The 14,891-nt window shown below is 64.4% G+C and carries 8 protein-coding genes; 2 read left to right on the plus strand and 6 right to left on the minus strand.

Features of this window, described 5'->3' with window-relative positions; all coding sequences use genetic code 11:
• The first annotated feature begins 155 nt into the window (after window positions 1-155).
• A complete protein-coding gene (locus NKJ35_RS04945; protein ID WP_352645372.1) occupies window positions 156-3,290 on the plus strand; it encodes an efflux RND transporter permease subunit in 3,135 nt (1,044 codons plus the stop codon).
• A 69-nt stretch (window positions 3,291-3,359) separates the two neighbouring features.
• Window positions 3,360-4,853, plus strand: a complete 1,494-nt coding sequence (locus NKJ35_RS04950) for an aldehyde dehydrogenase family protein (protein ID WP_352645373.1) — start codon at window positions 3,360-3,362, stop codon at window positions 4,851-4,853.
• Window positions 4,854-5,062: 209 nt separating this feature from the next.
• Here NKJ35_RS04950 and NKJ35_RS04955 read toward each other — a convergent pair whose 3' ends face one another.
• From NKJ35_RS04955 to NKJ35_RS04980, 6 genes are all read right to left on the minus strand, one after another.
• Window positions 5,063-6,772 carry a trimethylamine N-oxide permease gene (locus NKJ35_RS04955; protein WP_352645374.1) on the minus strand — a complete coding sequence of 570 codons (1,710 nt, stop codon included), beginning with the start codon at window positions 6,770-6,772 and terminating at the stop codon, window positions 5,063-5,065.
• Window positions 6,773-7,049: 277 nt separating this feature from the next.
• Window positions 7,050-9,419: a trimethylamine N-oxide demethylase gene (locus tag NKJ35_RS04960; protein WP_352645376.1), complete on the minus strand. Its 2,370-nt coding sequence runs from the start codon at window positions 9,417-9,419 to the stop codon at window positions 7,050-7,052.
• Between the two features lie 268 nt (window positions 9,420-9,687).
• Complete coding sequence (locus NKJ35_RS04965) at window positions 9,688-10,317, minus strand: sarcosine oxidase subunit gamma (RefSeq protein WP_352645378.1); 630 nt, start codon at window positions 10,315-10,317, stop codon at window positions 9,688-9,690.
• On the minus strand, window positions 10,310-13,291 hold the full coding sequence (locus NKJ35_RS04970; protein ID WP_352645379.1) for a sarcosine oxidase subunit alpha: 2,982 nt from the start codon (window positions 13,289-13,291) through the stop codon (window positions 10,310-10,312). Before NKJ35_RS04970 ends, NKJ35_RS04965 begins: the two co-directional genes overlap by 8 nt.
• A gap of 52 nt (window positions 13,292-13,343) precedes the next feature.
• Window positions 13,344-13,619, minus strand: a complete 276-nt coding sequence (locus tag NKJ35_RS04975; protein ID WP_352645381.1) for a sarcosine oxidase subunit delta — start codon at window positions 13,617-13,619, stop codon at window positions 13,344-13,346.
• A gap of 17 nt (window positions 13,620-13,636) precedes the next feature.
• The gene (locus NKJ35_RS04980) at window positions 13,637-14,890 is read right to left on the minus strand and encodes a sarcosine oxidase subunit beta family protein (protein WP_352645382.1); all 1,254 of its coding nucleotides are present in this window, start codon (window positions 14,888-14,890) and stop codon (window positions 13,637-13,639) included.
• Window position 14,891: the final 1 nt, after the last annotated feature.

Genomic DNA, 14,891 nt, shown 5'->3' on the forward strand with positions numbered 1-14,891 from the left:
TCAGGTCGATGTAACCCCCACGTCGATCCTCGTGTCCCACCGCGATGTAGATCTCTCAACTCGGAAAGCCACGCCGCCCGGAAGCCCACATCGGAAGTTCCTTGGGCATGCGAAAGCGCGTGCTCTGTTGATCAAATTGAAACGGACTGACGCCGATGACCATCGACACCAATGAAAAGCGGTCTTTCAATCTTTCGCGCTGGGCAATCGGCCATCCGAGCATTGCCCGCTTCCTGTTCGGGCTGATCATCGTCGCCGGTGCGCTCGGCCTGATGCGCATGGGCCAGAAGGAAGACCCCGATTTCACCTTCCGCGTCATGGTTGTCCAGGCGATCTGGCCAGGCTCCTCGATCAAGGAGATGGAGGACCAGGTCGTCAACAAGATCGAGCGCAAGCTGCAGGAAACCCCGCACCTCGATTTTGTCCGCTCCTATACCCGCGCCGGCAGCGCCATCATCACCTTGCAGGTCAAGGGCGACACCAATCCGGCGCAGGTCGCCGATGCTTTCTATCAGGTGCGCAAGAAGGTCGGCGATATCGCCAATGAGCTGCCGCAGGGGCTGCTCGGGCCTTACTTCAATGACGAATTCGGCGACACGTTCATCACCCTGCATTCGATCAGCGGCGACGGCTACAGCTATCCCGAGCTGAAGAAATTCGCCATCCAGGCGCGTGACATGTTGCTGACGACGCCCGGTGTCGAGAAGGCCGTGATCATCGGCGACCAGCCGGAAAAACTCTACATCGACGTTTCATCCAAGGCGCTCGCCGAACGCGGCCTGACGTTGACCGACCTGCAGAATGCGATCCGAGGCCAGAACAATGTCGATCCGGCAGGTTCTGTCGACACCGGCCAGCGTTCGGTGCGCATTTCGGTCGAGGGCGATGTCACCAGGGCGGCCGACATCCGCGAGCTTCGCCTGCGCGCCGGCAACCAGGTGACCCGCCTCGGCGACATCGCCACCGTGACCTCCGGCCTCGAGGATCCGTACCAGCGCAAATATCGTTTCAACGGTCACGACAGCGTCCAGCTCGGCGTCGTCATGGCCAAGGGCTTCAACGTCACCGACGTCGGCAAGGACGTCGAAGCGACCTACAAGCGCTTCGAAGAGGCGCTGCCCTATGGCGTTTCGGTCGATCAGATTTCCGACCAGCCGCATGTCGTGAAGGAGGCGGTGAGCGAGTTCATGGAAGCGCTCGGCGAAGCGCTGCTGATCGTGCTTTTCGTATCGTTCCTGTCGATCGGCTGGCGCTCGGGCCTGGTGATCGCGATCGTCATTCCGCTGGTGCTGGCGGCCACGTTTGCCATCATGTACGAGCTCGGCATCGACCTGCAGCGCATTTCGCTCGGCGCGCTGATCATCGCCCTTGGGCTGTTGGTCGACGACGCAATGATCGTCGTCGAAATGATGGAGCGAAAGCTCGAGGAAGGCTTGGTCAAGGTCGAGGCGGCGAGCTTCGCCTACTCCTCGACCGCTTTCCCGATGCTGACCGGCACGCTGATCACGACGGCCGGCTTCATTCCCGTCGGGTTCGCGGCCTCGACCGCCGGCGAATATGTGCGCACCCTTTTTTACGTCGTCGGCATCGCGCTGGTCGTGTCCTGGTTTGCGGCGGTCTATTTCACGCCGTGGCTCGGCCACATGATCCTGAAGCAGCGCAAGCACGCCGGCAACCATCACGATGTCTTCGACACGCGCTTCTACCGCCGTCTTCGCTCGACCGTGGCATGGGCGGTGCGCCACCGCATCATCGTCCTGGTGATGACGCTGATGACGTTTGCCACCAGCCTGTGGGCGTTCCAGTCCATTCCGCAGAATTTCTTCCCGCAATCGTCGCGTCCGGAAATCCTCGTCGATCTCTGGCTGCCGGAAGGCACCAGCATCAAGGAAGTCGAGACCCAGGCCAAGGCGCTCGAAGCCAGGATGATGGACGACAAGGACAAGCGCTTCATAGCCACCTATATCGGCGAAGGCGCGCCGCGCTTCTTCCTGCCGCTCGACCAGCAGCTTCGCAACCCGAACTTCGCCCAGCTTCTGGTGATGGCCAATGACGAACCGGCCCGCGAGCGGCTGATCGTCAAGCTGCGCACCATCCTGGCCGAAGATTTCCCATCGATCCGCGCCAAGGTCGATCGCCTGTTCCTCGGTCCGCCGACCGGCTGGCCGGTGCAGATGCGTGTCATGGGTCCGGATCGCCAGGAGGTGCGCCGCATCGCCGACGAGGTGAAGGCGAAGTTCCAGGCAAATCCGCTGCTCGGCGCCATCCACGACGACTGGCTGGAGCCGGTGCCGGCGATGAAGCTGGTGATCGACCAGGATCGTGCCCGTGCGCTCGGCGTCACCTCGCAGCGCATCCGCCAGATGCTGCAGGCGACCATGTCGGGAGCGCCGCTCGATGATTTCCGTGACGGCGAGGAGACGGTTTCAATCGTCGCCCGTGAGCCGGAGGCAAGCCGTCACCTGCTGTCGGCGGTCGACTCCGTCTATATCCCGACGGATTTCGGTGGCTCCGTGCCGCTGTCGCAGGTCGCCAAGGTGGTCCCGGTGCTGGAGCAAGGCGTCGAATGGCGGCGCGACCGCTTGCCGACCATCAGCGTACGCGCCACGCTTCCGGATGGCGTGCAGCCGAACGATGTCGCCATGAAAATGTACAGCGAAATGCAGGGCCTGCGCGCCAGCCTCGCCCCCGGCTACAAGATCGAGATCCAGGGCGGCGCCGAGGATGCGGCCGAAAGCCAGGCCTCGATCGCGGCGAAAGCACCGATCATGCTGGCCGTCATCGTCGTGCTGCTGATGATCCAGCTGCAGCATTTCGGCAAGGCGATGCTGGTGCTGGCGACCGGTCCGCTCGGCATCATCGGCGCGGCCGCGGCACTTTTGATCAGCGGCGCGCCGTTCGGCTTCGTCGCCATCCTCGGTGTCATCGCCCTGCTCGGCATCATCATGCGCAACTCGATCATCCTGGTCGATCAGATCGACCAGGACATTGCCGCCGGCGTGGAGCGTTCCGAGGCCATCATCGGCTCGGCGGTGCGCCGGTTCCGGCCGATCGTGCTGACCGCGCTGACGGCGGTGCTGGCGCTGATCCCGATCTCGCGCGGCGTCTTCTGGGGGCCGCTCGCCTACGCCATGATGGGCGGCATTCTCGTCGCCACGGTGCTGACCATCCTTGTCCTGCCGGCAGCCTATGCGCTGTTCTTCGGCAGGGAGCCCAAGAAGGTGGTGGAGCAGCCGGCCGAGACGGAAGAAAAGAACGAAAGGCCGCAACTGGCCCTGGCGGCCGAATAGAGCTGTTGGCAAATGTGACCTCCGGCGGTTTAATCCGCCCACCGGGCGTAGGCGCCGGAGGAGGATGTTATGACCATGGCTCAGACAACGGCGGCGCTGCGGCTGCCGATCGACGGGCGCCATCGCCGGATGTTCATCGGCGGTGGCTGGGTTGATGCCCGCTCCGGTCGGACCATGGAGAGCCGCAACCCCGCCACCGGCGCGGTCATCGCCACAGTACCGCGCGCCGACCGCCAGGACATCGACTTGGCGGTGACTGCTGCGCGCAAGGCGTTCGAGGGGCCGTGGAGCCGGTTCAAGCCTTATGAGCGGCAGGTGCTGCTGCTGAGGATCGCCGATCTCTTCGAAAAGAACTGGGAAGAGATCAGCCGCTCCGACACCACCGACATGGGCATGCCGATCATACGCACCCGCGCCAACCGCAACCGCGTCATCGGCATGCTGCGCTACTATGCCGGCATGGCGACGGCGCTGCACGGCGAGACCATCGACAACTCGCTGCCCGGCGAAATCGTCTCTTTCACCCGCAAGGAGCCGGTCGGCGTCGTCGGCGCCATCATTCCCTGGAACGCGCCAACGGCGGCGTCGATCTGGAAGATCGGCCCGGCGCTGGCGACCGGCTGCACCATCGTGCTGAAACCATCGGAAGAGGCGCCGCTGACGCCGCTTTTGATCGCCGACATCATGAACGAAGCCGGCGTCCCGGAAGGCGTCGTCAACATCGTCACCGGCACCGGCGCCGAGGCAGGCGCGGCACTCGCCGAGCACATGGGCGTCGACAAGATCGTCTTCACCGGCTCGACGGCAACCGGCCAGTCGATCGTGCGGGCCTCGGCCGGCAACCTCAAGCGCGTCTCCCTGGAGCTCGGCGGCAAGTCGCCGGTCATCGTCTGCGCCGATGCCGATCTCGACAAGGCGGTACCGGTGGCGGCGATGTCGGTGTTCGCCAATTCCGGCCAGATCTGCATTGCCGGCTCGCGCCTTTTCGTCGAACGCGCCGTCCATGACGAGTTCGTCGAGCGGCTGGCGGCATATGCCAAGGGTCTCAGGGTCGGCGACGGCATCGACCCGGCGACCGAGATCGGCCCGCTCGTCTCCGAAAAGCAGTTGCAACGGGTCACCGGTTACCTCGAGGCCGGCACTGCGGAAGGGGCGAAACTCGTCACCGGAGGCACCCGGCTTGTGGAAGGCGCGCTTGCCGCCGGCAATTTCGTCGCGCCGACTGTCTTTGCCGGAGTCTCGGACGACATGAAGATCGCCCGCGAGGAGATCTTCGGGCCGGTGATTTCAGCCTTGCCCTTCGATTCGCTGGACGAGGCGGTCGAGCGGGCCAACAACACGCCCTACGGCCTGGCTGCAGGGGTCTTCACCCAAAATCTCGCTACCGCCCACCAGCTGTCACGCAAGATCCGCGCCGGCTCGGTCTGGGTCAACACCTATCACGCCATCGATCCGGCCGTGCCCTTCGGCGGCTACAAAATGAGCGGCTACGGCCGCGAGGGCGGCGCCGAACACCTCGACGAATACCTCAACACCAAGGGCGTGTTCATCAAGATCGATTGAGCCTGGCGCCAACAGGGTCAGAAACGAAAAACCCGCCTCGGGAGGCGGGTCTTTGGAGCCAATTGGCACCATACCCAATTTAGTAGCATAGCTGCCGGCACAAAGCAAGAACAAAATAGGGCTATGCCTCAAATAATCGACGTGCCGGGCGTCTCGATGTTCCGGCAGGGGATCGGGCGCATCGCGCACCCGATCCCTCAAGGCAAGCCTCAGATGACGAACAGCCAGTTGGCGAGCAGCATCACCGCGACGCCGGCGATCAGCGTCAGATAGGGCAGCATGCCTGCCTTTCGCACCGTAAGGTCGGACGAGCTCATGCCGAGATCGGCCAGCATGTGGTCGGGGAATTTGCCCTTGTCCTGGATGTAATGCCGGAAGCAGAACACCGGGATGATCAAGGCTGCCGTGATCAGCCCTGCCCACAATGCCATCGGGTTCCAGACCTTGGCTCCGGCGCCCATGAAGACCGCGTTGACGTAGGCGAAGACCGCGCCGAGGCCGAGCAGCCAGCTCGGCGCCTTCCAGGGCCGCGCGATGTGGCCATTGTCGATGCGGTGGATCCAGCCGGCATTGAGGTTGAGGAAGTTGAAGATGATATAGCCGCAATTCGACACCGCGAGGATGAAGAAAAAGCTTGTCGCGTCGGCCGAGGCGATGGCCAGCACGATCAGGTTGAAGACCAGGTCGGTCCACATCGCCCGCGTCGGTGCGCCATGCTCGTTGACATGGCTGAGGTAGCGCGGCAGCCAGCCGTCGACCGAACCTTGGTAGAGCGTGCGCGAAGAGCCGGCCATCGCCGTCATGATGCAGAGCACCAGCGCCAGGATCATCAGCATGACCAGCAGGCTGTGGATCAGCTGTCCGCCGCCGACCATGCCGGCCAGCGCATCGGCAACGCCGGAGCCGTCGACGATCGGCGTCGCCAGCATGCCGTTCAAGCCGAGCACGCCCTGAAAGGTGAATGGCACCAGGATGAACAGCAGCATGCACAACAGGCCGGAGTAGAAGATCGCCTTGAAGGTATCGGTGCCGGGGTTCTTGAATTCGGAGGTGTAGCAGACGGCGGTCTCGAAACCGTAGGTCGACCATGCCGCGATGAACATGCCGCCGAGCACCAGCGTCCAGCCGGCGATGTTCCATGCGCCGGGCTCCGGCGCATAGGCTGCCGCGAGCGGCACCAGCGGCGAGAAATTTGCCCAATCGATCTGGCCGGTGACGATTGGCACCACGCCGACGATCAGCATCGGGATGATGACCAGCAGGCCGATATATTTCTGCACGTTGGCCGTGCCCAGGATGCCGCGGTGCTGGATCGAGAAGATGATCAGCATCAGCACCGCGCCGATGAAAAAGGTGGCGTTGAAGGTAAAGGAAACCGGGCCAAGCGTGTGACCGTAGAGCGTCCAGTTACGGATCGCCGGCGTCGCCGCCGCGGTGACCGCGGTGATGGCGTCAGCGGCGCTGGTTCCGGCATGGGCCGCAATATAGGCGGCGACTTCCGGCGAAGTGTCGGTGAACAGCGGCACCGGCGCCAGTGCGTTGAGGATGTAGGCTGCGGCGATCGAGCAGCCGAGCGACAGCACCGGCGACCAGGCGAACCAGTTGCACCACACCGAAAGCGGCGCAATGAATTTCGAATAGCGCAGCCATGCGGTGGCGCCATAGATCGAGGCGCCGCCGGATTTATTCGGGAACAGCCCGGCGATTTCCGCATAGGTGAAGGACTGCAGGAAGCCCATGACCATGGATACGGTCCAGATCAGGAAGGCCAGCGTTCCGGTAGTGCCGGCGATGCCGCCGATCGAAAACAGGACAAGGGCCGGAACGCCGCTTGCGACCCAGAAGGCGCCGCGCCAATCGATGTTCCGGTGCAGCTGCCCTTCGGCAGGCGGCACCAAGGTGGTGACTATCGTGCTCATTTACGTGGATTCCCCATTTTTGATGTTCCCATCGGCAACAGCCGCAGTCTCGCGAGGCGTCATCGACGCTCACGTTGAACGGCCCCAGGCGTTTTCCGCTCAGTAGTATTTTTTTCTTAGCAGTGAAGATTGACCCAACGCGCTTTCACGTCAAGCGCTTTGTGACGCTGTGCACATTGCGTTTGTGAACAGTCGAGCTTCGTTGGCGCTGCCAACGGGTGCGGTCTTCCTTCTCCCACGACAGCAACGGAGAAGGGAAGAACCAGGGCAGCGTCGATCAGGAGCGCGGCCTGGTCTTTTGCGGGTCGTAATGGGCAAAGGCGACAACGCGCGCCGGCAGCCGCTTGCTGTGGCCGTCGAGCTTGCCGATCTCGACCTCGGTGCCGACCGCCGAATGCGCGACGTCGAGCCTGGCCAGCGCGATGGTCTTGTTTAGCAGCGGCGAGCGCATGCCGGAGGTGACCACGCCGATCTGGGCGCGGCCGACATGTACGCAATCGCCGTGGCCGACGGCGACATTGGCGTCGATGTCGAGGCCGACCAGCTTCCTCTGCGGATTTTCCTTGCGCCGGATCAGCGCCTCGCGGCCGATGAAATCGTCGCTCTTGGTCTTCAGCGGTACGGTGAAGCCGATGCCGGCCTCGAACGGATCTGTTTGGTCGGAAAATTCGTAACCGGCAAAGATCAGCCCGGCCTCGATGCGCACCATATCGAGCGCCTGCAGCCCCATCGGCTTCAGGCCGTGCGGCTGGCCGGCCTGCCAGATCGCCTCGAACACCTTTTCGGCGTCGCGCGGGTGGCACCAGATCTCGTAGCCGAGCTCGCCAGTGTAGCCGGTGCGCGAGACAATGACGGGAATGCCATTGCCGCCGCCGATGCGGGCGACCGCGAAACGGAACCATTCAAGCTCGTCGATCGACGGCTGCAGCGGCGAGGTCCAGACGATCTGCCGCAGGATGTCGCGGCTTTTCGGTCCCTGCACGGCGACATTGTGCATCTGGTCGGTCGACGAGCGCACCAGCACGGTGAGGCCGAGTTTTTGCGCCGTTTCCCGCAGCCATTCGCCGGATAGATCGTCGCCGCCAACCCAGCGGAAATTATCCTTGCCGAGCCGAAGCAGCGTGCCGTCGTCGATCATGCCGCCATGCTCGTAGCACATGGCGGAGTAGACCACCTGACCGACGCCGAGCTTCTTGATGTCGCGAGTCAGCGTATATTGCAGCAGCGCTTCGGAGTCCGGCCCGGTGACCTCGAACTTGCGCAGCGGCGACAGGTCCATGATCACGGCGTCCTGCCGGCAGGCCCAGTATTCATCGATCGGCCCTTGCCTGGCGAAGGAATTGGCCAGCCAATAGCCCTTGTACTCGACGAAGTTGCGGGTGTGGTTGGCAAAGCTCGAATGAAAGGCGGTCTCGCGGGTCATTTTCGGTTCCGAATCGGGCGTCATGCGTCTGGCGATCGCTCGCGAGAATTTGTGCTGGCCGGAATAGGTTCGCACATGGATGTCGGTCAGGTTCCAGCCATTGGCCGGCGTGGTGTCGTCGGGGCAGGCGGACGAGACGCAGACGATGTCGGTCAAGGCGCGCAGCAGCACATAGTCGCCCGGCCGCGACCACGGCTCGTCCGAAACCACGACGCCATGCGCGTCGATCGCCGTGTTGAAGAAGAAGTTGATCGCCATCCAGCCGGCGCGGGGCGTGACGCCCTTGTCGGCCAGCGCGCGGTTGAAATTCTCCGAGCAGTTGGGATGGCCGGGATAGCCGATGTCGTCGTAATATTTGGCGGCGCAGGCGAGCGCGAACGCGTCGTGCCGGCCGCAAGTGTCCTGCACCACCTCGACCAGCGGCTCCATGTCCTGGTCGTAGTATTTCGAATGCAGGCCGGGCATCGGATAGCTCGAACCCATCAGCGTGCGCGTCGTCGTCACGTCGAGCGGATGATCCCGGCCCTTGTCCAGCTTGCGCGCCGAAAAGCACTGGAAATCCGTGCATTGGCGCCCGTCGACATCAATGATCTGCAGATAGTCGCCCGCCTTGACGAAGTAGGCCTCCGCCGTCGCCGAATGGACGCGCAGGTCGAGCACGGGATCGGCCAGCGCGTCGGCGAGCCTGGATTTCTCCGCCGGGCGGATGGTGGCGCGCCGGACGACGACGCTAAGCGGCGTCGCGGTCTCGTGGCCGTCGACCAGCATCGGCCCGCCGGGCGCGGCAATCAGCATTGAACCGTCGCGGGCGACGGCAAAAGCCTGTTCGGTCCCGGCAGGGGTGACGCCGCCGAAAACGCGAACCGCCTTTGCCTGATCGAGCTGCACCTCGCGCCGCTCGAGGCCTCGGCGCAAGGAAGCGAGGCTATCGTCGCCCTCGGCCAGCATCGTCTTGATGCCGGCGGCATTGCTGTTCGACTTCTCTCCGAGAATGCCGGGATCGGTCGCCCCGCTGCTGTCCCATGCCAGCAGCTCGCAAGCCTGCCCGCCCTCGACATTGCGCACGCTGATCGTATCGCCGGCCTCGACCTCGATCAGCACCGCGCCGTTGCCCTGGACGGTGTAGCGCTCCATCCCGGCCGGCAGCGCGATCTGGCCTGGCCGCAGGATCAGGCTCGGCCGCGGCGGTCCGGCGACGACGGCGGGGTAGGGCGACTGGCTCATCTCAACCCTGGTTTCGAGAAACAAGTTTGCCTGTGCGTGAAATTATTTTAGCGGGAAGAATAGGATAGAAGAGCCGGAGTTGGCAAGTGAAGGTGGCACAAGCTCCCCCTTCTCCCCTTGTGGAGAAGGTGTCGCCGAAGGCGACGGATGAGGGGTGTTCCAGGGAACGCCAGCATCTCACTCTGCTGGAACACCCCTCATCCGTCTCGGCGCTGCGCGCCGATCCACCTTCTCCCACAACAAGGGGAGAAGGGAAGACGCGCCAAGGCTACCCCAATTCCTCGGAATGCCCGATATCGACGCCATACTCCGCGGCCGCATCGAGCATCGTATGCCACAGGCTTTCGGCAAACGTCGCAAATACCAGAAGATTGAACACCGCCTGCCCATCCGGCCGGTCATTGCCACGCCAGAGATTGATGCTGGTGTGATCGACCGCGGTCGCCGCCGCGGTGCCGGCCGGGAACGCCGCCGGGTGCAGGTCTAGCGACAACAATTTCGCCAACATCGAGCGCGCCTTGGCTCCCGAGACGCTGATCAAGGCGCGCGCATGCGACTGATCGGAAAGCGAGGCGGACTGCGAGAACGCCTGGCTCAGCTTCTCCATCGCGTGAATGCCGCCCTTCGACAAGACGAGGAACTGATCCGGTCCCGACCAGATCAGCGTGGCGTCGGGAACTCGGACCGCTTTGGGCGCATTCGGAGCGGCAACGCCGAAGCGGGTTTCGGCAGCCTTCGCCAGTTCTGCCGCTTTGCCGCGCCGCGCCATCACCTGGATCAGGTCGAAATTGCGGATCTCGGTGAGCGATACGCCGGCCGCCGTGCCGCGCGCGCCGTAGCCGCCGACCACAAGCGCTTTCTCCAGCGGACTGCGGGCAATCCAGGAAAACTCAGCCACGCTGGCGCCCTCCATCCGGATCGTAGAAGACAGGACTGCAGAGCTCGACATCGTAATCTTCGCCGCGCAGCGGATCGTGCGCATGGACGATCTCGCCGATGCGCTCGCGGCCGCGCTCGACCAGCCCAAGCCCGATCCACTGGTCGAGCATCGGCGAAAAGCAGACCGAGGTGACATAGCCCTGGTCATTGTCGGGATCGGGCGTCTCGCCCTTCGGGATAATATGCGCGCCGGAACGCAGGCGGCGCGTCTTGTCGACCGGCTTGATGCCGACGACGACCTGGCGGTTCGGCGCGACCAGCGCCTCGCGCCCGGCCATGACGCGGCCGATGAAGTCTTTCTTGGTCGACATCATCTTGCCGAGGCCGAGGTCGGCGGCGGTCGTCGTGCCGTTCAACTCCGGTCCGGCGACATGGCCCTTTTCGATGCGCATGACGCCGAGCGCCTCGGTGCCGTAGGGCGTAACCCCGAATGGCTTGCCGGCCAGCATCAAATTGCGCACCAGCGCGTCGCCATAGCGCGCGGGAACCGAAATCTCGAACGCCATTTCGCCGGAGAAGGAGATGCGGAACAGCCGCGCTCTGATGCCACCGTGCAACGCAACTTCCCGCGCCCCCATGAACGGGAAACCTTCGTTCGACAAATCCTCGGATTCATCAAGGACCTGTTTCAGCAACTCCCGCGCGCTCGGCCCGGCGATCGAGAATTGCGCCCACTGGTCGGAAACCGAGGTCAACTGCACCTCGAATTCCGGGAACAGCACCTGCCGGCAGAATTCGAGATGCTGCATCACCAGCCCGGCCTTGGCGGTGGTGGTGGTCAGGAAATAATGGTCCTCGGCGAGCCGCGACGTCGTGCCGTCGTCATAGACGATGCCGTCCTCGCGCAGCATCAGCCCGTAGCGGGCTTTTCCGACGGCAAGATTGGAGAAAGTGTTGATGTAGACGCGGTCGAGGAAGGCGCCGGCATCCGGGCCGTGCACGTCGATCTTGCCGAGCGTCGAGACATCGCAGAAGCCGACGCCGGAGCGCACCGCCTTGACCTCGCGCGTCACCGATTCCAGCCAGTCCTTTTCGCCGGCGCGCGGATACCATTGCGCCCGCTTCCACAGGCCGGTGTCGACGAACACCGCGCCCTGTTCGGCTGCCCAGTGATGCGACGGCGTCAGTCGTGTCGCGTGAAAATTCTCGTCGCGGTGATGGCCGGCAAAGGCGCCGATGGCGACCGGCACATAGGGCGGGCGGTAGATCGTCGTGCCGGTTTCGGGAATGGACTTGCCTGACAACGCAGCCATGATGGCGAGGCCGGCGACATTCGAGGTCTTGCCCTGGTCGGTGGCCATGCCGAGCGTCGTGTAGCGCTTGAGATGCTCGACCGATTCAAAACCTTCGCGCTGCGCCAGTTCGATGTCGGACGCGGTGACATCGTGCTGGTAGTCGACAAAGGCCTTGCCCTTGCCGGCGACGTGCCAGAGCGGGGTCAGCGAAAAGGCTTCTTCGTCGGCGACCGGCGGCGTGCCGGCATTGCCGCCGCGGCCGGCGCTTTGTGCTGCTGCGGATCCGGCGGCAAAGCCCTGGCGCAGGCAGTCGCCTAGGCCGAAGGCGCCGTTGGCGGCGCCGGCGGCCACCATGCCGGGCGGCGCGCCGTCCGGCACGAAGGCTGCGATATCGTCCTGCCATTTCGGCCGGCCGCGATGATAGGAGGTCAGCCCGACCGCCGGATTCCAGCCGCCCGAGACGGCTAGCCCGTCGGCCTCGACCTCGGCGCGCGCCCCACCGGTGAGCGATACCGCGATTTTCCGGACCCCGTCCTTGCCGCCCTCGACCCCACTGACGAAACCGTTGAGCACGGCAAAGCCGCCTTTGGCGGCAAGCGCGCGACGTTCGGCGGATACGTCCGGGCGTGCATCGACGACCGCTGCGATCTGCAATCCGGCGCCAAGCGCGGTCTCGACCGTACGCCAGCCATCCTCATTGTTGGTGAACAGCGCGATCCTCTTTGCAGGGGTAACCGCGTAGCGCGCGACATAGGTCCGCATCGCCGAAGCCATCATCACGCCGGGCGTGTCGTTGCCGGCAAAGACAATCGGCCGCTCGATGGCGCCGGCGGCGACGACGCAGCGCTTGGCCACGATCCGCCACAGCCGCTGGCGCACCTGGTGCTCGGGCGGCGAGGGCAGGTGGTCGTTGACCCGCTCGATGGCGCCATATGTGCCGCCATCATAGACGCCGAACAATGTCGTGCGGGTCATGATGCGGACATCGGGCAGTGCGGCGAGTTCGGCCAGCGTGCGCGTAATCCATTCGGCCGCCGGCGTGCCGTCGATCGTGCCGCCGTCGGCAAGCAGGCGGCCGCCAAGCGCGAAATCTTCCTCGCACAGGATGACGCGGGCGCCGCCGCGCCCGGCCGCCAGTGCCGCAGCCAGCCCGGCCGGGCCGGACCCGGCGATCAGCACGTCGCAATGCGCCCACGCCTTGTCGTAATGGTCGGGATCGGCGACGCCTGCAGCGCGACCGAGGCCGGCGGCGCGGCGGATCGCCGGCTCGTAGACCGCTTCCCAGAATTTCGCCGGCCACATGAAGGTCTTGTAGTAAAAGCCGGCGACGAAGATCGGCGCAAACAGCTGGTTGACCGCCATCAAATCATGGCGCAGCGACGGCCAGCGGTTCTGGCTGGCCGCTTCCAGACCGTCATAAAGCTCGGCCGTGGTCGCCCTAGTGTTGGGCTCGCGTCGCGCTCCGCTGCGCAGTTCGACCAGCGCGTTGGGCTCCTCCGAACCAGCGGTCAGGATGCCGCGCGGCCGATGGTATTTGAACGAGCGGCCGACCAGCTTGACGCCATTGGCGATCAGCGCCGAGGCCAGCGTGTCGCCTTGGAAGCCGGCAAAGCTCTTGCCGTCGAAGCGGAAGCCCAGTGGCGCGGCGCGATCGATGAGACCGCCTGATACGAGACGATAGGGCTGGCTGGAGGTCACGATCGCCCGCCTTCCGTCGCTGTGGCCTGATGAGCGCTGACCCGGACAGAATTCATTTGGCGGGCTGCCTTGCACCAACGCCCGTCGCCGGCTCGACGGAGGAAATCTCATGCGTCAGCGTGTTGCGGGCGACCTTCAGCCAGGCCCGGCAGCCGCCGCCATGGTACCAGTATTCGCTCATCGGCCCGGCGATGTTGTCACGCAGGTAGACATAGTCGAAGACCTCGTCTTCGCTGGCGCCGGCCGCAGGACGCGTCGGCTTGGCGTCGCCCAGATAGGTGAACTCGCCGAGTTCGCGTTCGCCGCAGAAGGGACAGACAATGCGCATGCTTCTTCAGCCAGCCTTCAATGCAGGTTCGGTTGGGCGCCCTGGCCCTTTTCGTCGATCATGGCACCTCGCCGAAAGCGGTCGAGGCGGAAGCGGGCAGCCTCCTTGTGCGGCTCGTCGCGCGCCAGCAGATGGGCAAAAACCAGGCCGGAGCCGGGCGTCGCCTTGAATCCGCCATAGCACCAGCCGGCGTTGAGATAGAGCCCGTCGACCGGTGTCTTGTCGATGATCGGCGAGCCATCCATCGACATGTCCATGATGCCGCCCCACTGACGCAGAAGCCGTATCCGGCCGATCATCGGCATCAGCGCCATGCCGCCTTCGCAGACATCTTCCATGACAGGCAGATTGCCGCGCTGGGCGTAGGAATTGTAGCCGTCTATATCGCCGCCGAAGACCAGCCCGCCCTTGTCGGACTGGCTGACGTAGAAATGGCCGGCGCCGAAGGTCATGACATTGGGGATCAGCGGCTTGATCGCCTCGGAGACGAAGGCCTGCAGCACATGGCTTTCGATCGGCAGCCGCATGCCGGCCATCGCCGCGACGCGCGACGAGGAGCCGGCGACCGCCATGCCGACCTTGGCGGCACCGATCCTGCCGCGCGATGTCTCGACGCCGGTCACCTTGCCGCTGCCGTCGCGAACAAAGCCGGTCACCTCGCAATTCTGGATGATGTCGACGCCGAGCGCGCTCGCCGCATGCGCATAGCCCCAGACCACGGCGTCGTGCCGTGCCGTGCCGCCGCGTCCCTGCAAAAGCCCGCCCTGCACCGGAAAGCGCGCATTGTCGAAGTTCAGGAACGGCATCATCTTCCTGACTGCGGCGAGGTCGAGCAGTTCGGCATCGATGCCGTTGATGCGCATGGTGTTGCCGCGCCGCGCATAAGCGTCGCGCTGCGCGTCGGAATGGTAGAGGTTGATGACGCCGCGCTGGCTGACCATGGTGTTGTAGTTGAGGTCCTGCTCCATGCGCTCCCAGAGCTTCATCGAAAGCTCGTAGAACCCTGTATTGCCTGGCAGCCCGTAATTGGAACGGATGATGGTGGTGTTGCGGCCGGCATTGCCGGAGCCGATCCAGCCTTTTTCCAGCACGGCGACATTTCTGATGCCGTACTCGCTGGCGAGGAACCACGCCGTCGCCAGGCCATGGCCGCCGCCGCCGATGATCACCACGTCGTAGTGGCTCTTCGGGGTGGCGTCGCGCCAGGTGCGCTGCCAGTTCTTATGGCCGGAAAATGCCGCCCGGGCGAGGGAGAAGATCGAGTATTTCATG

It is taken from the genome of Mesorhizobium sp. M0136 (assembly GCF_040322515.1).
Classification (GTDB): Bacteria; Pseudomonadota; Alphaproteobacteria; order Rhizobiales; family Rhizobiaceae; genus Mesorhizobium.